Origin of the sequence: Streptomyces sp. A1136, assembly GCF_004795055.1 — a bacterium.
In the GTDB taxonomy this organism is placed as follows: domain Bacteria; phylum Actinomycetota; class Actinomycetes; order Streptomycetales; family Streptomycetaceae; genus Streptomyces.
Window position 1 is genome coordinate 221,288 of the sequence record NZ_SSBJ01000004.1, and the last position, 18,236, is coordinate 239,523.

The window sequence follows — 18,236 nt, forward strand, 5'->3', positions numbered from 1 at the left end:
CTTGGCCGGTTCCCGGAATCAGACCCGCGATCCAGGGCAGGGGCCATTTCTCAGAGCGGGCCACACAGGGCCGCGGGGAACAGGAGGGGTCATGTCCGAAGCGGAATCGACGACCCGCGTCAGTGCCGATCGGCTCCGGCGCACGGCCGCCGACGTGTTCGGCTGGGAGGCGCTTCGGTCGGGGCAACTCAAGGCGATGGAAGCGGTGGCGAACGGACGCGACACGCTGGTGGTGATGCCGACCGGCGCGGGCAAGTCCGCCGTCTACCAGGTGGCCGCGCTCTGCCTTCCCGGCCCGACGGCGGTGGTGTCGCCCCTGCTGGCCCTCCAACGCGACCAGATCGCCGGGCTGCTGCGGCATGACGCCCCCGAGGGCGTGGCCGTCAACTCCGACCAGGGTCGACGGGAGACGGCCGCCGCATGGGAAGCGGTGGGCAACGGCGACGTCGAGTACCTGTTCCTGTCTCCGGAGCAGCTGGAGAAGGACGACGTGGTGGAACGCCTGGCGCAGGCGGCGCCCTCGCTCTTCGTGGTCGACGAGGCTCAGTGCGTGTCGACGTGGGGCCATGACTTCCGGCCCGCCTACCGCCGTCTGGCCCAGGTGGTCGAGCGGGTGGGACGCCCCACGGTCCTGGCGCTCACGGCGACCGCCGCCCCACCCGTACGGGACGAGATCGTGGAACGCCTGGGCATGCGCGACCCTGCCGTGGTCGCAGCCGGCTTCGACCGGCCGAACATCCGGCTGGAAGTCCGCCGGTTCCAAGAGGAGGGCGACAAGCGGCGGGCGGTGGTGGAGAGGGCGGCGGCCGAACCGAAGCCGGGCATCGTGTACGCGGGAACCCGAAAGGACACGGAAAGCCATGCGGCCGAACTCGCCGAACTGGGTCTCGGGGCGGCCGCTTACCATGCGGGGCTGCCTGCCGCGGAGCGCGCGCGGGTGCATGATGCCTTCCTCGCCGGCGATCTCGACGTAGTCGCGGCCACCTCGGCGTTCGGCATGGGCATCGACAAGGAGGACGTGCGCTTCGTCCTGCACGCGGCCGTCCCCGGTTCCCTCGACGCCTACTACCAGGAGGTCGGCCGGGCGGGACGGGACGGGGAGCCGGCCCTGGCCGTGCTCCACTACCGGCCGCAGGACACCGGTCTGCAGAACTTCTTCGCGGCACAGGGCCCGGCCGAGGACACGGTGGCCGAGGTGACGGCCCGCCTGCACGAGCACGAGGAGCCCGTCGCCCTGGAAGACCTCCGGGAGGAGACGGGCCTGTCCCGCAACCGTGTCACCGCAGCCGCGAATCTCCTGGAGGAGAGCGGGGCGGCCACCACGGACCAGGAGGGCGCGGTCGCCGTCGTGGAAGGGGTGTCGGCCGAGGACGCCCTCGAGCGAGCGGCCGAGGCCGCCCGTGCCCGACGGCTGCTCGAACGCTCGCGCGTGGAGATGATCCAGGCGTACGCGGAGGGCACCGGCTGCCGCAGGCGCTTCCTCCTCGGGTACTTCGGCGAGACGTACGAGGGCCCGTGCGGGAACTGCGACACGTGTGAGCAGGTCCTCCCGGAGTCGCGGGCCGCGGATCCAGACGCGGGTCCCGGGGACGGACTGCCGCGAGGCGGCGGCACCACCGTCGTGCACCCGGCGGCCGCCGCTTTCCCGGCAGGGAGCCGCGTACGCCACTCGACGTGGGGTGATGGCCTGGTCCTCAGCGAGGACGGCGACCGGATCACCGTCCTTTTCGACACCGTGGGTTACCGCACGCTCTCGCTGCCGGCCATCGCCGATCAGGACCTGCTCACCGCCCTCGGCGCCGAATCGGCGGTAGACACCGCTTGACGCCGCGGGGCTGCCTCGGGACGGGTGTGTGCGTTCCGAACGGCACCCACATGGTGCTCTTCGGCCGGCTGGAACCTGGAACAAGGACGCACCTCGCGGACGCGCTTAAAACCGCGAAGTCAGGAAAGGCGCAGACCACACGGTAAGGGATATACCAGCCGAACATGCCGAATGCCGACTCGACAGGGGAGAGCCATGAGTGACGACCAGATGGCGGACGACGTGTACCAGCCCACCGGCACGAACGAGGAACAGGAGGACGCGGCCCCGCTGGACCTCCAGAACGCCGTGGACGAGCGCTCGTACGACGACATGCTGGACGAGGGCTACTCGCCTCCCGAAAAGCCACTCGGTGTGACGAAGTACGGCACCACCGCCGCAGAGCAGCACGAGGGGGAGTCGCTGGACGAGCGGCTGCGGCAGGAGGTCCCCGACGTCGGGCAGGATCCGGCTGCCGAATCCGGTGGGCAGGAGGACCTGCCGGACTCCGAGACGGGTTCGGCCCGCGCGGGTCGTCTGACCGCCCCGGACGAGGGCGCGCATCCCGACACGACGAAGGAACTCATCGCCCAGGACCACGGCATCGACTCGGGTGCCGCGAGCGCCGAGGAAGCCGCCGTCCACGTCGTCGAGGACGAGCCGGACGAAACCCCCTAGGCATCGCGGAGCCGTGACCGAGCGTGTGCGCGTACCTGGCACGCGCGGGCGGTGGCGGGCTCTTTCGAGCCACGGGTCCGGACGTTCCGGGGCCGGGCGCCCCGCCCCGGAACGTCACGCGGCCCGGCTCAGCGAGCGGTGCGGGTCACCGGGATCCACGCCCACTACCCGGAAGGCTTCCTTCTCCACGATCGATACCGCATGGTGCCGTTCCCTTCGACGGTGAGGCGGAAGGGCAGCCGGGCTGCGAGTTCATAGCCGCGCCGGTACGCCTCGCCTCGCCGGGAACGACACCGTGCACGGCGCGGAACGCCCGGGCGAAAGCCTCCCCCGAGGTGTAGCAGTAGCGGACCGCGATCTCCGGCAAGGTCGGTTCCCCGGCCGGCACGTCGGCTCCCGCGGTGCTGAGCCGCCTGCGCCGGACGTCCTGCGACAACGGCATCACCGCCGGCGACGAGAACAGGTGCCGGAAGTGGTACTCCGACGTGACCGCGATCCGCGCCGGCGAGGACACCTCGATGTGCTGGTCGAGGTGACTCTCGATGTGCTCCATGGCCTGGTCGAGCCGATCCGGTTAACCCCGGCCTCCTTCCCTTTCGATCAGCAAACCCAGGAAGGACCAAGAAGCCTGCCGCACCCGACCTCCGGTGCGGCGGGCACTCCGACCGGGTGAGCCGCCTCCTACTGGCCGGGGCCACCCATCGGGTCACGGGTGCGATGCGGGACTTCCTGCCGGAAGCCGTCAACCACATCGAGAAGGCAACTCCGGAGCCAGGACAGCGTCTCGACGGTCCGTGCCCGGGGAACGCGGAGTACGCCGACCGGCTGGTGCGGTACCTGGTCAACACCGACGAGCCCGATCGCGTCAGGCAGTCGGCGGCCGTACACCGCTTGCTGCGTCGACAGGCACTGCGCACGACGTGGAGGCAGGCCCGACGTCACGCGGCTTGCCACCGCCGTGTGCCGGACCCCGCTCTGCCCGACGAACCCGTCGACACCCTGGACTTCGTGACCGCTTCCGACCCGGCCGGGCAGGCCCCGCCAAGGCGCGCGGATACGGAAGTCGAACGCAACGCCCCCCGACGCCTGGCGCAGTGACGGCCGCGCGATCACCGTCCCCCACGCGGACAGGCTCACGCTCGATGGTCGGAAGCGAGAGGGGCGGGGGCAACGACGGTGATGCGTCCTGACGGTGTCGAACCGACCGAACGGCTGCCGCCGGTCGGGTGAGTTCGGGCTCGACTCCTCCGTGCCGGGTCGAGCCGCCCGAAAGGATGGCTCCGCTGTCGCCGTCCGGAGTGACCTCCGGTGCGGCGGGATCGAAGAGAGGGAATCATCGTGGGAACGAAGTGGTTCGCCGCTCCATGGGGCGTGGCTCTGGCCCTGGTCGCCGTCACGGCTGTCGCGGCGCCGACAGCCGCCCTCGGCCGGGCACCCGACCGAGCCCGGTCAGCCCAGCGCACGGTGCTCACGAACGCGGACGCCGGCCGGACCGTGACCGCGAGCCCTGGCGCTGACGTCGAGGTCCGGCTCACCCACCACCGCGTCGACGGACTCACCTACTCATGGGGCATCCCGACGTCCGGTGACCCCGCCGTCCTCCGCCGTACCTCCGGCCGTACGACACCGGGCGGGGACGCGGCAGCGGTCTTCCACGCGGAAGGCGGTGGCGTCGCCACCGTCACCGTCGTACCACGCTGCCGCGCCGACCAGGGCCGGGTCTGTCCACTGGTGATCGTTCCATGGAAGGCCAGGATCGAAGTGCGATGACCCGCACGACGAGGGCCCTCCGCCCGCCGGACGGGGTTCACCCGCGGTAGAGGCACGCACTCCGCGACGGCAGATTGCCGGCGGCCCCCGGGCGGGGTGTCATGCCCCGGGGACCCGGTCGAGGAAACCGAGGACGGAGGTGATCCGGCCGTCCTCGGCCAGGGTGATCGCATCCGAGCCGGCTACGGGAGCGGAGCCATCGGCGGTGGACACCAACTCCCAGCGGAAGCGGGCGATGTGATGGTTGCCGTCCACCTCACCGACCGGCGTGAACTCGTGGCCGGGGAACTGCTCGTGCACGGCCCGGATCACCGCCGCGATCGCCTCGTGACCGCGCACGTCGGCCAGCGGGTCGGTGTAGCTGCCTTCCTCGGACCAGGCTGCGGCGACCGCCTTGGTGAGAGCGTCGGCGTCAGGGGCGTTCCACGCTTCGAAGTAGCGGGCGACGGCAGCGGCGTACATCGTCATGACAGAACTCCTGGACGGTTGAAGTGGCCCACGCATCGGGCTGGTTGGCTCGGATTCCGGGCCGGAGTGCGCCGGCCCGGAACCCGATGGCTCCACTCTGCCGCGCCCCGCCCGACCGCGCGATTACCACCCAGGTAATGACGACCCCGGCCCAGTGGGCGGTGGCCGTGACCGCCCACACCTGCCTCACCGGCCGGGGCTTGGAAGCCGGGGGCCACAGGGTTCACCGAAGTGCCGGGCCCCCTACATCGAGATGGAGGGAAAGTTCCCGGCCGAGAACTTCACCTCACGATCGGGGGGTTGCGCCTTTGGACACGGTGCGGCCGGACGACACTTGATCCGCCGCCGGTCTGGGAATTTGTCTGGTTTCAACGCGGATCTCGAACAGTTTCGCGGGCAAGGACTGCGGCGTCTGGAAGCGTGCGTGGTTCCGGCGGCTGTTGGGGCCGCCTTCCTGCGGGGGGAAACGGATGGTTTCGCATGTCTCCGGCACATCTCCTCGACGTTCCCGCCTTCGAGTCGGCTACCCGCTGACAGCCGGCGCCGGAGCGGTCGCCGTCGAAGCGGGCTGCGCGTAGGGATGCGCGGCGGCCGGCGACCGGGTGGGCAATTCCGTGGAAACCAGCCTCAAGTACCGCCCGATTCACGCCGACCCTCATGACAGACCTCGCTTCCACGGGCCGAATTCGATGACTGGATGCAGACATGTACATGGCCGCACACCGATGGACTCCAGGCGGGACGCTCGGAATCGTTCTTTTCCTCGTGGCGATCGCCTGTGTCCAATCGGCGAACCGGGCGCCGTCCCAAGCCCCCGGGCGGTGCCTTCACACGCCCGTCGCTCTTTCGAGGTGCGTCCGGAAAGTGCGCGGGGGCCGACCGGTGAGACGCCGGACGTCGTCCGTGACGCGGTCCTCCGCCCCGGCGGCGATGGCGCGATCCATGTCAGCCAGCATCGAGGCGAATTCCACCGGGATCTGCGCCGCGAGGCGATCGCGCATCTGCTCATGGGACAGACGGCGGTGAGTCACGCGCCGACCGGTGACGTCGGTGATGATCGCGGCGATGTCATCGTGGCTGAGTGCCTCGGGTCCCGTGAGGACGAGATCGGTGTTGGGGGCCTGCTCGTCGGTCAGAGCGTGGACGGCGACGGCCGCGATGTCCTCGGCGTCGACGAAGCCGACCCGGCCGCCTTCAGTGGCGGTCCGGATGATGCCGTGGTCGCGTATGTCGAGGGCGTGCGCGTGCGCACCCGTGAAGTTCTGCATGAACCACGAGGGCCGCAGTACCGCCCACTGTTCGAACAGATCCGGCAGGGCCCGGTGCACCATGCCCACCGCCGGGCCGCCCTCGGGGATGGCCGAGGAACTCAGCAACACCGCGCGACGCACGCCGGTGGTGCGGGCCTGCCGGAGGAACGGCAGCATGACGGCGGCGGGGTCGGGGTCGCCCAGAGGCGGTATGAGGTAGACGCGGTCGACTCCGTCTAGGGCGGCGGTGTGGGTGGTGGGGTCGTACCAGTCGAATCGGACTGCCTGTGCGCCGGAAACCGGGCGGCCCTGACGGCCGGCGGCCTTGACGTGGTGGCCCGCGGCCGTCAGTCGCGCGGTCGTGTGGCTGCCGGTGGTGCCGGTGGCGCCGATGACCAAAGTGGTGTCGGTGGTGGTCATCGGCTGCTCCCGGTGAAGACGGTGCCGTGTTCGAGGACGGCCAGGGGGTTCCAGTAGTCGCGGTAGGTGGTGATGAGCCCGTCTTGCACGGTCACTACGGCGATGTAGGTCATGTCGAAGGGGGCGTCGTTCGCCACCAGGCGGCCGACGCCGCGCATCTCGACCACGATGGTCTGCGGATCGGTGGTCTGGTGGATACGCAGGTCGGGGAAGTCGTGCAGGTCGATGTGGTCGGGGTAGTGGCGCATATAGGCGGCGACCTCCTCTCTGCCTGCCAGTCGTTGAGGCCGGCCCGCGGGGGCGAACGGGAACTCCATGAGGCCGTCCTCGGCCCAGAGGTCGACCCATGCGGGAATGTTCTTGTCGAGCAGCAGTCGCAGGCTGTGGCGGTACAGATCCGAGGGTGACGTCGGTGCGGACATGGTGTCCTCCAGCTCGTAGAATACGGACCATCGGTCCGCTTCTTTGACGATACGGACCACGGGTCCGTTTCGCAATGGGAAGGAAGAGCATGCCCGAGCACAGGTCTCGCAAGGACGCCGCCCGTAACCGGGAGGCCGTCCTCGAAGCCGCCGACGCCCTCTTCACCCGCCGCGAAAGTCCGGAGGACGTCACCATGGCCGATGTCGCCGCAGCGGCCGGCGTCGGCAAAGGGACGATTTTCCGGGCCTTCGGCGATCGCGCCGGGCTGCTCCGCGCACTGTACGAAGCCCGCCTCGAACCGATCGGACAGGCCATCGAAACCGGCCCCCCGCCCCTGGGGCCCGGGGCCCCACCCCAAGAGCGCGTGGCCGCCCTGCTCGACGCCGTCCTGTGCTTCAAGCTCGACAACCGACGCCTCGCGCTGGCCCTGGAGCAGGAGGCGAGCGGCAGCCCCTACCAGGCGGAGCATTACGGGCGGTGGCACCGCTTGCTCCAAGCCGTACTGGGGGAGATCCCCGGCCTGGACGACAGCGCCTTCACCGCCCACGCCCTGCTCGCCGCCACGCGAGCCGACCTCGTCGAGCACCTGGCCGGAAACGAGCGCGTGCCGCGGGAAAGGATGCGGGCACAGTTGGCGGATTTCGCGCACAGAATCCTGCTCACCGACCGGTCGCAAGGGCCGACAACCGAGAAGTGAGCGAGGGGCGTACGTCGGCCGCGCCGAGGCGGGCGAGATCGACTACCTGGCGGTGTGCACACGGTCGGGCCCCCGGTGGCGGTCGGCGTGGTCGACCACACGGCCAAGCCCGGCGCCGGCACACCCCGGCAACTCGGCGTCCACCCGGCCCGGCAGTCCTGCGGTCTACGAACGCCTGGGCCACCGGTCGTTCGGCCGCCGGCTCGACTCCGCCCCGGACGGGGCCAAAAGGGGCCCTGCTTGTTATTCTTTCCGATCATGCGAGCCCTCTTCCCAGGTTCCTTCGACCCGGTCACTCAAGGGCACCAGGACGTCCTTCGCCGCGCCGCCCTCCTGTTCGATGAGGTCGTCGTCTGCGTGATGTTCAACGCCGGCAAGACCGGCCGCTTCCCCATCAGCGAACGGCTGGACCGGCTCCGCGCGGCAGCGACCGACCTGAGCAACGTCACGGTCGACTCCCACACCGGCGGCCTGCTGGTCGACTACTGCCGCCGAGTCGGAATCGATGTCGTCATCCGGGGAATCCGCGGTGTTCACGACCTGGACTACGAAATGCCGATGGCCCGCATGAACCACGAACTGGCCGGAGTCGAAACGTTCTTCATCGCTGCCGACCCCGCCCTGGCCCACATCTCCTCCACCCTCGTCACGACGACGAGTCAAGAGGTTCGTGCCAGGTGACGATTCAAGCGAAGTCTCCCCACAGGGGAGGGCGGTAGCCAGGGGCCTACTGACCCTGAGCCGCCCGCCCTAGAGGTGGCGGGGTGCCCCGTACTGAGGGCAGGCGTCGGAAGTGGCGGGAGCGCCTATGCCGAGCCTGCGTGTGGCGACGTATTGGGTGAGCAGCGTGGACGCGGTGAGGGCGGCGGCGGAAACCGCGAGCAACCGGCCCGCAGGGGCGAGGAGGTCGCGGAGCTGGGCCTCGATACCCAGCAGGAAGTCGACCGGCCGGACATCGTAACTTCCCACCCATAGGGGGAAGAACAGGCCGAATACCATCGCTCCTTCCGGGCTGCTACCGCTCCGACCGCATGCAGGCTACAGATGGCCGGGGAGGCGCGGCTCATGGGCATCCTCGCAGCATGCACCGGAGCGCCGGTCGCGGTCTCGTCCGGGCGCCTTCGCCCTGGTGGCGCCGGGATACGTTCCGATGCGGTCGTGATCGCGGGGCGGTACCGCATGCCCCCCGGCCGGGACGGCGTGCATCGTGCACCGGCGTCGAGACCTAGGCGTGCCGGGCACTCCCGTCTCTCATTAGTGTGAGCGCTAACAACGTCGGGGGCAAGAGGCTCGCGGGACGTGGTCGAGCTCAGTCCCATCGGCGCGGTAACGGACGGATAACGCCCCGCAGGGGGGTTGAGAACCTCTCTTGTTAACGCTAACAATTCGACGCACCCCTTCTTGCGGCCGACCCGACGCCGCCCCGACCCCGACCCGGCCGGCCCCCGGCCCGCGGCCCGGAGCCCCTCGGCCGTGCGGCGCCTTCCCATAGATCCCTTCCGTGCACCCCGCAAAGGACATTCGCCATGGCTCGCAGAGCAGCTCTCGTCCTCACCGCCGCCCTTCTCGCCTCCTCGGCGTTGACCGCCTGCTCGACCGAGAGCCCCACCCCCACCACCTCCTCGGGAGCCAAGAAGGCCTCCCACGGCCCGATCACGCTCGGCTTCGCCCAGGTAGGCGCCGAGAGCGGTTGGCGTACCGCGAACACCAAGTCCGTCCAGGAGGCGGCGAAGAAGGCCGGGATCACCCTCAAGTTCTCCGACGCGCAGCAGAAGCAGGAAAACCAGATCAAGGCGATCCGCAACTTCATCCAGCAGAAGGTCGACGTCATCGCCTTCTCGCCGGTCGTGGAGTCCGGTTGGGACACGGTGCTGAAGGAGGCCAAGGACGCGGGCATTCCGGTCATCCTCACCGACCGCGCCGTGGACACCAAGGACACCTCCCTGTACAAGACCTTCCTCGGTTCGGACTTCGTCAAGGAGGGCAAGTCCGCGGGCGAGTGGCTGACCGGTGCGTACGCGAACCAGCAGGGCCCGGTCAACATCGTCGAGCTCCAGGGCACCACGGGCTCGGCACCCGCCAACGACCGCAAGGCCGGCTTCGCCGACGTCATCCGCGCCGACGCCAAGTTCAAGATCGTCGCCTCGCAGTCGGGCGACTTCACCCGCGCCAAGGGCAAGGAGGTCATGCAGGCGTTCCTGAAGTCCCAGAAGGACATCGACGTCCTCTACGCCCACAACGACGACATGGCGCTCGGCGCCATCCAGGCCATCGAGGAGTCCGGGAAGAAGCCCGGCACGGACATCAAGGTGATCTCGGTGGACGGGATCAAGGACGCCTTCGTCGCGATGACCGAGGGAAAGATCAACGTCGTGGTGGAGTGCAACCCGCTGCTCGGTGACCAGTTGATGGAGCTGACCAAGAAGGTCGCGGCCGGGGAGAGCGTGCCGGCTCGTGTCGAGACGGTGGAGGGCGTCTTCCCGCAGGACAAGGCCGCGGCCGCGCTGCCTACCCGGAACTACTGACGCCCGCTGCCTACCCGGGACTCCCGACGCGGCACGTTCCGTCGCCGGGGGCGGGTGGTCCAGCCCCCGTGTCCCCTGCACCGTCCGGAGCCCCGCTCACCACCCACCCACGAGAGGAGGGTCGATGGCATCCCCGTCCACCCCGCGGCCCACTGACACCGGCGGCCCGCCGCCGGTCCTGGAAGCCCTGGCGATCCGCAAGCAGTTCCCGGGCGTGCTCGCCCTCGACGGAGTCGCCCTGCGGCTCTTCCCCGGTGAGGTGCACGCCCTGATGGGCGAGAACGGCGCCGGGAAGTCCACGTTGATCAAAGTGCTCACCGGTGTCCACACCGCCGACGACGGCACCGTCCTCGTCGACGGCCGGCCGAACACGTTCGCGAATCCCGTCCAGGCGCAGCAGGCCGGAATCAGCACCGTCTACCAGGAGGTCAACCTCTGCCCGAACATCTCGGTCGCCGAGAACATCCTCATCGGGCGCGAACCGCGGCGGTTCGGTCTCGTCCACTGGTCCGCGACGCACCGGCGGGCGGCCGAGCTGCTGACGGAACTGGACCTCGACCTGGACGTCACCGCTCTGCTCGGCTCGCACTCCCTGGCGGTGCAACAACTCGTCGCCATCGTGCGGGCGGTGGACGTCTCGGCGAAGGTGCTCGTGCTCGACGAGCCCACCTCCAGCCTGGACCGCGAGGAGGTCGCCCAGCTCTTCGCCCTGGTGCGGCGCCTGCGGGATCGCGGTGTGGCCATCCTGTTCGTCACGCACTTCCTCGACCAGGTCTTCGATCTCTGCGATCGCGTCACCATCCTGCGCAACGGCCGCCTGGAGGGTGAGTACCCCATCGACGAACTCACGCCGGTGACGCTGGTGCAGCGCATGATCGGCGGAGAACTGGCCGGCCTCGACCGGCTCTCCGACCGTGCCCATGCGGAAGCGGCAGAACGGGCGACCAGTCGGCCGTTCCTCCAGGCCCGACAGCTGGCCCGCACCGGTTCGATCGAACCGTACGACCTCGACATCCATCCCGGCGAGGTCATCGGACTCGCCGGCCTCCTGGGCTCGGGCCGCACCGAGGTGGCACGGCTCCTGTTCGGCGCGGACAGCGCCGACGCCGGAGAAGTGAGCATCGAGGGCGAGAGGGTGCCCCTGCGCACCCCCCGCCAGGCCATCGCCCGAGGCATCGCGTTCTGTTCCGAGAACCGCAAGTCCGAGGGACTGGTGGGCGAACTCACGGTCCGCGAGAACATCGTCCTCGCCCTACAGGCCGCCCGCGGCTGGGCCAGGCCGCTGCCCCGCAGGAAACAGGACGAACTGGCGCGGCACTGGATCGAAGCCCTGGACATCCGCCCCGCCGACCCCGAAGCGCAGGTACGCCACCTCAGTGGCGGCAACCAACAGAAAGTCCTCCTCGCGCGCTGGCTGCTGACCGCGCCCCGGCTCTTGATCCTCGACGAACCCACCCGGGGCATCGACATCGGGGCCAAGGCGGAGATCCAGAAACTCGTGGCCAACCTGGCGAGCGACGGCACCGCCGTGCTGTTCATCTCGGCGGAACTCGAAGAGGTCCTGCGCCTGAGCCACCGCATCGCCGTGCTCCGCGACCACCGCATGGTCGCCACCCTCACGAACGACGACACCGTCACGCCCGAACGGATCCTCACGACCATCGCCACCGGAGCGGACTCATGACCCACCAACCCGCCACCTCCGAGGCGGTCGGCGGAATCGGGAGACGGCTGGCCGGCCACCGCCTGCTGTGGCCGTCGCTCATCCTGCTCGCGCTGCTCCTCGGCAACCTCGCCTTCCACCACGACTTCTTCTCCGTCCGTGTACGCGAGGGTCACCTCTACGGCAGCCTCATCGACATACTCCAGTTCGGCGCACCCCTCACCCTGGTGGCGCTCGGCATGACCCTCGTCATCGCCACCCGCGGCATCGACCTCTCGGTGGGTTCCACCGTCGCCATCGCCGGCGCCGTCGCCTGTGGGCACCTCTCCACCGCCGCACGTCCCGGCAGTGTCGCCACCGTGCTCACGGCCGTCGCCCTCGCGCTCGGCGTCGCCCTCGTGCTGGGTCTCGCCAACGGTTTCCTGGTGTCCGGGCTGGGAGTCCAGCCCATCGTGGCCACGTTGATCCTCATGGTCGCGGGTCGCGGCGTCGCCCAGTTGATCACCGACGGCCAGATCGTCACGGTGACCAGCGGGCCCTACAAGATGATCGGCGGCGGCTACTGGCTGACCTTCCCGTTCGCCGTCCTCCTGGCGACCGTCCTCATCGCGCTCACCGCCGTCCTCACCCGGCGCAGCGCACTCGGCATGCTGATCGAGTCCATCGGCGGCAACCCCACCGCCGGCCGGCTGGTCGGCATCCGCGCCGGCGGCCTGCTCGCCCTGGTCTACGTCTTCAGCGCCCTGTGCGCCGCCATCGCCGGACTGATGATCAGTTCCAACGTCTCCAGCGCCGACGGCAACAACGCCGGGCTGTGGATCGAACTCGACGCGATCCTCGCCGTCGTCGTCGGCGGCACCGCCCTGACCGGAGGACGCTTCTCCCTCGGCGGCACCGTCCTGGGTGCCCTGATCATCCAGACCCTGTCCACCACCGTCTACACCCTCGGCATCCCACCCGAGACCACCCTCGTCTTCAAGGCCTTCGTCGTCATCGTCGTCTGCCTCGTGCAGTCCCCGGCCTTCCGGGCCAAGGCCGCGCGCCGCCGCCGGACCACCACTCCCCGTTCCCACACCACGGCGGGCGCCGCCCCGCGGCAGCAGGAGGTACGTGCATGAGTACCGTCATCGCGAGCGCCGCCGCGCACCTCAGTCGCCCCTTCGCGACCGTGTCACCGCGCACCCGCACCCGTATCCCACTGATCGTCACGGCCGTCCTGCTGGTCGTCATGTTCGGTGTCGGATCGGTGCGTTACGAGGGTTTCCTCTCCGCGCAAGTCGTGCTGAACCTGCTGGTCGACAACGGATTCCTGCTGGTCGTCGCGGTCGGCGCGACCTTCGTCATCCTCACCGGCGGCATCGACCTGTCCGTCGGCTCCATGGTGGCCCTCTCCACCATGCTCACCGCCTGGCTGGTCGAGTCGCACGGCTGGCCCCTGGCCACCGTCATCCCCCTGGTCCTGCTGGTCGGCGCCGCCGGCGGGGCGCTTATGGGCTGGATCATCCACACCTTCGAGATCCAGCCGTTCATCGTCACCCTGGCCGGCATGTTCCTCGCCCGCGGGCTCTGCTACACGATCAGCACCGCATCGATCACCATCAGCGACCCCACCACGGTGCGGATCGCGCAGACCCGGCTGTACGGCCCGGGCGGACTGTTCGTCTCGATCCCGGTCGTCATCGCCCTGGCCGTGCTGGTGCTCGCCTTCGTCGTCCTTCACCACACGCGCTTCGGCCGTACCGTTTACGCGCTCGGCGGCAACGAGTCCTCCGCGCGCCTGATGGGTCTTCCGGTCGGCTCCACCAAGATCGTCGTATACGCCGTCAGCGGCCTGTGCTCCGCACTCGGCGGCCTGCTGCTCACCTTCTACATGCTCTCCGGTTACGCCCTCCACGCCATGGGCATGGAACTCGACGCGATCGCCGCCACCGTGATCGGCGGCACGTTGCTGACCGGGGGTTCCGGCTTCGTCCTGGGCACCGCCCTCGGCGTGCTCGTCCTCGGCATGATCCAGACGGTCGTCAACTTCCAGGGCACGCTCAGCTCCTGGTGGACCCGGATCGTCATCGGGGTCCTGCTGCTGGTGTTCATCGTGCTGCAACGGCTGATGGGTGGGCGCCGGCCCGCCGCCGACTGACTTCCGGCTTCTGCGCGCATCCGCCCGTGTCACCGCCTTCGAAGAGCCGCGATCACGGCGGCTTCCTTCCGGGCGCCCCGACGGACCGACTTCCAGGGACACCGCCATGGAACACACACGCGAATCCGCCGACCGGACCGCCCGGCCCCGGCAGACCGCCGCCTGGCCGCGGACGGGCCGTCCCCTGCGCACCTTCGACGCGGGAACGGGGGAGAGGTGGCGGTTCGGCTTCCCCGGCCAAGCCCGCGCCGAGGTACACGCGCGCGGCGCCCGCCTGCACTCCCTGCTCGTGCCGGACCGCTGGGGCGACCCCGCCGACGTGGTGCTCGCCGCCCGCGACCGCGCCGATTCCGAGGGCTCCGCACGCTACTTCGGGGCGACGGTGGGACGTTACGCCAACCGCATCGCACGCGGCCGAATCGTCGTCGACGGCGTCACCCACCGGCTCGCCACCCAGGACAACGGACACACGCTGCACGGCGGGCCCGACGGGTTCGACCAGCGCGAGTGGCGGTGCGAACCCTTCCACTCCGCGCACCGCACCGGTGTCCGCCTGTTCCTGCACAGCCCCGACGGCGACCAGGGATTCCCCGGTGCCCTTGACGTCAGCGTCGCCTACACGCTCGATCGTGAAGACAACCTGACCCTGTCCTACCAGGCCGTAGCCGACGCGCCGACAGTCGTGAACCTCACCAACCACGCCTACTGGAACCTCGAAGGAGAGGGGCGCGGCAACGTGCTGTCCCACCATCTCCAGGTGCGGGCCTCGCTCTACACCCCCGTCGACGCCGAGCTGATCCCCACCGGCGCCCACCGCCCGGTCGACGACACCCCGTTCGACCTTCGCCGGTGCCGGCGGCTCGCCGACGTCCTGGCCCAAACGGATGCCCAAGCGGCGCCGGCCGGACGCGGCTTCGACCACAACTGGGTCCTCGACGGCGCCCCGCGATCCCGTCCTCGCAAGGCCGCCGTGCTGTACGCCCCCGCATCCGGCCGCCGCATGGAGGTGCGCACCACGGAACCGGGCATCCAGGTCTACACCGCCCAGGGCCTGACCGGTGACGTCATCGGCAAGGCAGGCGGTGCCTACCGTGCCTACGCGGGGGTCGCGCTGGAAACCCAGCACTTCCCCGACTCCCCGAACCGCCCCGACTACCCGTCCGTCCTGCTGCGCCCGGGGGAGGTGTACCGGTCCACCACCATCCACAGCTTCACCACGGTCCCCGCCTGAGGGAGCGTCCTGGGCGCGGCAGCGACGCTTGCCCGGCTTTCCGGAAGGGAGGGGCGATCCCCGGGGGCGGGGTCCAGACGATACGCGGCCCCTATCGGGGCTCCCGCCGCCTCGCCCTCTGCCGAGTGGTCACCAAGAGCGTGTTCCAACGTCTCGACCACCCCCCGGTGAGGCGGCGCAGGAGGGTCGTGGCCGCCCCGGCCCGGTACCGGCGGAGCGGCCTCCCGGCCTCGGGCCGATCGGCGTTTGGCCGACGGGAGTAAGCAGGTCCGCCATCACCGGAGGGGCCGAACCGGATAGGGCACGAGTGAGCACGGCGCCGGTGATGGCTAATACAAGAAGGGCACCAGGCGTTTCGTGCGCTCCTGGTACCGGGCGTACTGCTCGCCGAATGAGCCGAGCAGCAGTTTCTCCTCCGCGTTGATGCGCCAGGTGTAGGCGGACAGCAACAACAGGGTGACGATGACGCATGAGATCCAGTTGCCCAGGCCGAGCGGGTACCCGCTCCAGACCAGCAGACTGCCGCAGTAGCCAGGGTGTCTGATCAGCCGGTAGGGGCCCTCCTGGACGATGCGCTGGCCCTCGGTGGTGCGCAGGGTGCGGGTGTAGAAACGGCCCAGGGTGCTCATGCCCCAGGCTCGTACGGCCAGACCGACAGCGATTAGGGCCACCCCGATCCAGCGCCGGCCGGTGGAGAGGTGTCCGGCCGGGATATGGGTGAACACCACGGTGACGGCCCCCGCGACAGCGTAGGAACCCAGCAGAAGCCTGGTACTGCCCCGGTCGTCGTCACCCCCTTGCCAGTCGGTGGCCGTGGCGTCCGTACGGTGCCGCAGCAACACCTCGTACGCCACCCACAACAACAGTCCCCCAGTGGCGAGCAGATTCGACAGAGGCATGGCTCCAGCGTCCCAGCCCGACATCGCCCCGTCACCCCCTGGCGCCCCGGCCGGACCGGACGAGTGACACCGTCGAGGACGACCGGACTCAGGCGTCCGCGTCGAGGAGGTGTTCGTCGACCTTGTTGAAGGACCAGTTTCCGGCGGTGCGGGTGAAGACCCAGATCAGGTCGAAGCGGTCCGGCCAGGTGGCGGGGGCACCGCTCCGTGGGGCGAGGGCCTTCACGATGTCGGGGATGCGGGAGTGCTCCCAGCAGATCAGCACGGGGCCGGAGGCGGCTGAGACGGCCGCCGCCAGGTCGGCTTCCTTGGACTCGGCGTAGCTGAGGTCGACGGTCAGGCCCAGCCGTTTGGCCAGCGGGGTGACGGTCTGTCGCATCCGGTGGCCGCCGGCGTCCGGGCTTTGGTCGGTGGCGGCGTACACCCTCGTGGGCCGCACCAGGCCGGCGGCCGGCTGGGGGTCGAACAGACGTGGCAGCGCATTGGCCCGTGCCCAGCCCCGGCCGGTCAGGGAGTGGCTGTCCCGCTTGCCGCTGTCGTCCTTGCCGGCCTCGCCGCCGGTGGGCTTCTCGCCGTGTCGCATGATCATCACGACCAGGTCGCCGCTACCATCGCCGCTGCCGCCTCCACCGCTCGCCGTGCCCGGGGAGGGGCCCGTGATCCGTGTGGACGCGGACTGCGGGGTGGTGCCGCCTCCGCCATTCGAGCCGCAGCCGGCCGGCGACAACGACAATGCCCCCAGTGCCGCGATCACACCCCGGCGGCTGAGCGCAGCAGACCATCCCTCGTCGTACCTGTGCACCATGCCTCGCGACTCCCCGTTCGGTGCTCACCCCTGTCCCACGTATGCAGGGAGCACACGGAAGCCTAGGTGAGGTCCGTACGCCGATTGTCGTACGGCCCGCAGGGCGGTGTCGGGTCAGGGGCGGCGGCACCCGGGTGTGCTCCTGGCGCACGGCTTGGAGGGAACCGGGGTCGGGGACCAGCAGGTTCGGGATGGCCGGCGCGATCGGGGTCTCCTGCGGATGGGGCGACCCGTTCTTGCCCAGGACCGTCTCGGGCGGCCCCTCGTCCTCGGCCGCCACGACACAACCGGCTGCGTCGTGGCGGCCGAGGACACCATGCGGGCGGGCCGCAGAACCTCGCCGGAGCGGCGCGGTAGTCCCTCAATCGGCGCCCGACCGCGGAACGGCACCCAAGGACTCGTTCAGTTGCCGATACCGGCGCTGCCGATTCCGCTGTTGCCGATTCCCGCACTACCGATACCGGTGTTGGCGATGCCGGCGTTGCCCAGCCCCCCGTTCACCTCGCCGGCGTTGCCGACCCCCCAGTTGCCGATACCGGCATTGCCTACGCCGGAGTTACCGATACCCGCATTGCCTACACCGCCGTCGGCGCTTGCCGCGGCGGCACCGCCGAGGGTCATGAGCGCGGCGGTACCGACAACAGCCGCCATGCGGAGAAGATGAGCACGCATCACTGCATACCTCCTGTTTTCAGACGATCTCTCCATATCTCTAACATGCTGATCACTCAAAGGCCCGACAGAACCAACCGCACGCACCCAAGTGGCTCACGGCAGGCGCCCGTGCGAGTCGGTGAGCCGGCTGTCGGGCGTCGGCACGTGCGGACCGCCGCCGGACCGGGACCCCCAGCACGGCACCCCCACGGGCAGCCGTGTGCGCAAGTCCCGTCAGGGCTGCCGTCGAAAAGTTTCAGACCTGCGACGTCGGGCGAATCCCGCGAGAGTCGCGCCTACCCCGCCTCGTGGCTTCGCAGGTGGCGACTCATGTCGAGCAGATGATGGCGCAGCTCGTGCAGGGTGTGGACGGCGACCCAGCGCAGTGGGCGTTCCGTGTGCTCGGGGTAGGGGTATACCAGTGTGCGGTCCCAATCGGCGGGAGACAGTCGGTCGAGAACGTCACCGAAGAGCAGCGCCGCGTCTTGGAGCTGGCGCGCGACGTCAGCCGGGTCCTGCCCGGCATAGCCGTCGTGCTCGACCCGTTCGTCGCGCCCCATGGACTCGGCGACCGGCGTGCTACGGCGCCGGGCGGCCAGTACCCGCTCCCTCTGGACGAGCAGCACGTCGCGCATGTGACAGGCGTACTCAAGAGGTGACCACACCTGCGGCGAGGAGCGCTGCCGCAGCGCCGACGGCTCGGCTCGCAGCAGGTCCGCGTATTCGCGCGCGTGGCCCTTCGCGAGCATCGAGACGCCGGGAGCCAGGGCGAGGTCGTATTCGAAACCGCATTCCGCACAAGCCGTCATGTA

General features: G+C 69.9%; 19 protein-coding genes and 1 pseudogene. 11 read left to right on the forward strand and 9 right to left on the reverse strand.

The features are described from left to right. Positions 1-91: 91 nt before the first annotated feature. Together E6R62_RS05850 and E6R62_RS05855 are read left to right on the forward strand one after the other, a co-directional pair. Complete coding sequence (locus E6R62_RS05850) at positions 92-1,825, forward strand: ATP-dependent DNA helicase RecQ (RefSeq protein ID WP_136212052.1); 1,734 nt, start codon at positions 92-94, stop codon at positions 1,823-1,825. A 195-nt stretch (positions 1,826-2,020) separates the two neighbouring features. After that, the gene (locus E6R62_RS05855) at positions 2,021-2,482 is read left to right on the forward strand and encodes a DUF5709 domain-containing protein (protein ID WP_136212054.1); all 462 of its coding nucleotides are present in this window, start codon (positions 2,021-2,023) and stop codon (positions 2,480-2,482) included. A 159-nt stretch (positions 2,483-2,641) separates the two neighbouring features. Here the strand turns inward: E6R62_RS05855 and E6R62_RS05860 are convergent. Next, positions 2,642-3,035: pseudogene (locus E6R62_RS05860) on the reverse strand (helix-turn-helix domain-containing protein); the annotation flags it as partial. A 116-nt stretch (positions 3,036-3,151) separates the two neighbouring features. Between E6R62_RS05860 and E6R62_RS05865 the strand changes: the two are divergent. Next, positions 3,152-3,580 carry a hypothetical protein gene (locus E6R62_RS05865; protein WP_136212056.1) on the forward strand — a complete coding sequence of 143 codons (429 nt, stop codon included), beginning with the start codon at positions 3,152-3,154 and terminating at the stop codon, positions 3,578-3,580. Positions 3,581-3,820: 240 nt separating this feature from the next. Then, positions 3,821-4,252, forward strand: a complete 432-nt coding sequence (locus tag E6R62_RS05870; RefSeq protein WP_136212058.1) for a hypothetical protein — start codon at positions 3,821-3,823, stop codon at positions 4,250-4,252. A gap of 99 nt (positions 4,253-4,351) precedes the next feature. On the opposite strand, the gene E6R62_RS05875 is transcribed toward E6R62_RS05870, so the two are convergent. The 3 genes from E6R62_RS05875 to E6R62_RS05885 all read right to left on the reverse strand — a co-directional run bounded on the left by E6R62_RS05875 (position 4,352) and on the right by E6R62_RS05885 (position 6,812). Further along, positions 4,352-4,720, reverse strand: coding sequence for a nuclear transport factor 2 family protein (locus E6R62_RS05875; RefSeq protein ID WP_136212060.1), 369 nt, complete (start codon positions 4,718-4,720; stop codon positions 4,352-4,354). An 827-nt stretch (positions 4,721-5,547) separates the two neighbouring features. After that, a complete protein-coding gene (locus E6R62_RS05880) occupies positions 5,548-6,390 on the reverse strand; it encodes an NmrA family NAD(P)-binding protein (protein WP_136212062.1) in 843 nt (280 codons plus the stop codon). Next, positions 6,387-6,812: a nuclear transport factor 2 family protein gene (locus E6R62_RS05885; RefSeq protein WP_136212064.1), complete on the reverse strand. Its 426-nt coding sequence runs from the start codon at positions 6,810-6,812 to the stop codon at positions 6,387-6,389. The genes E6R62_RS05880 and E6R62_RS05885 overlap by 4 nt, the downstream gene beginning before the upstream one ends. 89 nt (positions 6,813-6,901) lie before the next feature. Here E6R62_RS05885 and E6R62_RS05890 point away from each other — a divergent pair, with 89 nt between their 5' ends. Both E6R62_RS05890 and coaD read left to right on the forward strand, forming a co-directional pair. Further along, complete coding sequence (locus E6R62_RS05890; protein ID WP_136212066.1) at positions 6,902-7,510, forward strand: TetR/AcrR family transcriptional regulator; 609 nt, start codon at positions 6,902-6,904, stop codon at positions 7,508-7,510. Between the two features lie 258 nt (positions 7,511-7,768). Continuing rightward, a complete protein-coding gene (gene coaD, locus E6R62_RS05895; protein ID WP_206308657.1) occupies positions 7,769-8,191 on the forward strand; it encodes a pantetheine-phosphate adenylyltransferase in 423 nt (140 codons plus the stop codon). 69 nt (positions 8,192-8,260) lie between these two features. On the opposite strand, the gene E6R62_RS05900 is transcribed toward coaD, so the two are convergent. Continuing rightward, on the reverse strand, positions 8,261-8,479 hold the full coding sequence (locus E6R62_RS05900; RefSeq protein ID WP_168713963.1) for a hypothetical protein: 219 nt from the start codon (positions 8,477-8,479) through the stop codon (positions 8,261-8,263). A 557-nt stretch (positions 8,480-9,036) separates the two neighbouring features. Here E6R62_RS05900 and E6R62_RS05905 point away from each other — a divergent pair. The 5 genes from E6R62_RS05905 to E6R62_RS05925 all read left to right on the forward strand — a co-directional run bounded on the left by E6R62_RS05905 (position 9,037) and on the right by E6R62_RS05925 (position 15,066). Next, positions 9,037-10,035 carry an ABC transporter substrate-binding protein gene (locus E6R62_RS05905; RefSeq protein ID WP_136212070.1) on the forward strand — a complete coding sequence of 333 codons (999 nt, stop codon included), beginning with the start codon at positions 9,037-9,039 and terminating at the stop codon, positions 10,033-10,035. A 124-nt stretch (positions 10,036-10,159) separates the two neighbouring features. Next, entirely contained in the window at positions 10,160-11,719 is a 1,560-nt protein-coding gene (locus E6R62_RS05910; protein WP_136212073.1) for a sugar ABC transporter ATP-binding protein, read from the forward strand. Beyond that, positions 11,716-12,816, forward strand: coding sequence for an ABC transporter permease (locus E6R62_RS05915; protein WP_136212075.1), 1,101 nt, complete (start codon positions 11,716-11,718; stop codon positions 12,814-12,816). Before E6R62_RS05910 ends, E6R62_RS05915 begins: the two co-directional genes overlap by 4 nt. Next, positions 12,813-13,835 (forward strand): galactofuranose ABC transporter, permease protein YjfF, encoded by a 1,023-nt coding sequence (gene yjfF / locus E6R62_RS05920; protein ID WP_136212077.1) that lies wholly within the window; start codon positions 12,813-12,815, stop codon positions 13,833-13,835. The genes E6R62_RS05915 and yjfF overlap by 4 nt, the downstream gene beginning before the upstream one ends. Before the next feature lie 106 nt (positions 13,836-13,941). Then, positions 13,942-15,066, forward strand: a complete 1,125-nt coding sequence (locus tag E6R62_RS05925; protein WP_136212079.1) for an aldose epimerase family protein — start codon at positions 13,942-13,944, stop codon at positions 15,064-15,066. 329 nt (positions 15,067-15,395) lie between these two features. Here E6R62_RS05925 and E6R62_RS05935 read toward each other — a convergent pair whose 3' ends face one another. The 4 genes from E6R62_RS05935 to E6R62_RS05950 form a co-directional block, all read right to left on the reverse strand. After that, the gene (locus E6R62_RS05935; RefSeq protein WP_136212083.1) at positions 15,396-15,965 is read right to left on the reverse strand and encodes an isoprenylcysteine carboxylmethyltransferase family protein; all 570 of its coding nucleotides are present in this window, start codon (positions 15,963-15,965) and stop codon (positions 15,396-15,398) included. Between the two features lie 88 nt (positions 15,966-16,053). Continuing rightward, positions 16,054-16,770 carry a hypothetical protein gene (locus tag E6R62_RS05940; RefSeq protein WP_136212085.1) on the reverse strand — a complete coding sequence of 239 codons (717 nt, stop codon included), beginning with the start codon at positions 16,768-16,770 and terminating at the stop codon, positions 16,054-16,056. 402 nt (positions 16,771-17,172) lie between these two features. Beyond that, complete coding sequence (locus E6R62_RS05945; protein ID WP_240801491.1) at positions 17,173-17,421, reverse strand: hypothetical protein; 249 nt, start codon at positions 17,419-17,421, stop codon at positions 17,173-17,175. A 299-nt stretch (positions 17,422-17,720) separates the two neighbouring features. Continuing rightward, positions 17,721-18,233, reverse strand: coding sequence for a DinB family protein (locus tag E6R62_RS05950; RefSeq protein WP_136212089.1), 513 nt, complete (start codon positions 18,231-18,233; stop codon positions 17,721-17,723). Positions 18,234-18,236 lie beyond the last annotated feature (3 nt).

What these genes read in the sequence shown, in the direction of transcription:
- E6R62_RS05910 (WP_136212073.1), top strand. Translation starts at nt 10,160, where the DNA reads ATGGCATCCCCGTCCACCCCGCGGCCCACTGACACCGGCGGCCCGCCG.
- E6R62_RS05935 (WP_136212083.1), bottom strand. Translation starts at nt 15,965, where the DNA reads ATGCCTCTGTCGAATCTGCTCGCCACTGGGGGACTGTTGTTGTGGGTG.
- E6R62_RS05875 (WP_136212060.1), bottom strand. Translation starts at nt 4,720, where the DNA reads ATGACGATGTACGCCGCTGCCGTCGCCCGCTACTTCGAAGCGTGGAAC.
- E6R62_RS05905 (WP_136212070.1), top strand. Translation starts at nt 9,037, where the DNA reads ATGGCTCGCAGAGCAGCTCTCGTCCTCACCGCCGCCCTTCTCGCCTCC.
- E6R62_RS05945 (WP_240801491.1), bottom strand. Translation starts at nt 17,421, where the DNA reads ATGGCGGCTGTTGTCGGTACCGCCGCGCTCATGACCCTCGGCGGTGCC.
- E6R62_RS05915 (WP_136212075.1), top strand. Translation starts at nt 11,716, where the DNA reads ATGACCCACCAACCCGCCACCTCCGAGGCGGTCGGCGGAATCGGGAGA.
- E6R62_RS05855 (WP_136212054.1), top strand. Translation starts at nt 2,021, where the DNA reads ATGAGTGACGACCAGATGGCGGACGACGTGTACCAGCCCACCGGCACG.
- E6R62_RS05940 (WP_136212085.1), bottom strand. Translation starts at nt 16,770, where the DNA reads ATGGTGCACAGGTACGACGAGGGATGGTCTGCTGCGCTCAGCCGCCGG.
- E6R62_RS05850 (WP_136212052.1), top strand. Translation starts at nt 92, where the DNA reads ATGTCCGAAGCGGAATCGACGACCCGCGTCAGTGCCGATCGGCTCCGG.
- coaD (WP_206308657.1), top strand. Translation starts at nt 7,769, where the DNA reads ATGCGAGCCCTCTTCCCAGGTTCCTTCGACCCGGTCACTCAAGGGCAC.
- E6R62_RS05890 (WP_136212066.1), top strand. Translation starts at nt 6,902, where the DNA reads ATGCCCGAGCACAGGTCTCGCAAGGACGCCGCCCGTAACCGGGAGGCC.
- E6R62_RS05925 (WP_136212079.1), top strand. Translation starts at nt 13,942, where the DNA reads ATGGAACACACACGCGAATCCGCCGACCGGACCGCCCGGCCCCGGCAG.
- yjfF (WP_136212077.1), top strand. Translation starts at nt 12,813, where the DNA reads ATGAGTACCGTCATCGCGAGCGCCGCCGCGCACCTCAGTCGCCCCTTC.
- E6R62_RS05950 (WP_136212089.1), bottom strand. Translation starts at nt 18,233, where the DNA reads ATGACGGCTTGTGCGGAATGCGGTTTCGAATACGACCTCGCCCTGGCT.
- E6R62_RS05885 (WP_136212064.1), bottom strand. Translation starts at nt 6,812, where the DNA reads ATGTCCGCACCGACGTCACCCTCGGATCTGTACCGCCACAGCCTGCGA.
- E6R62_RS05880 (WP_136212062.1), bottom strand. Translation starts at nt 6,390, where the DNA reads ATGACCACCACCGACACCACTTTGGTCATCGGCGCCACCGGCACCACC.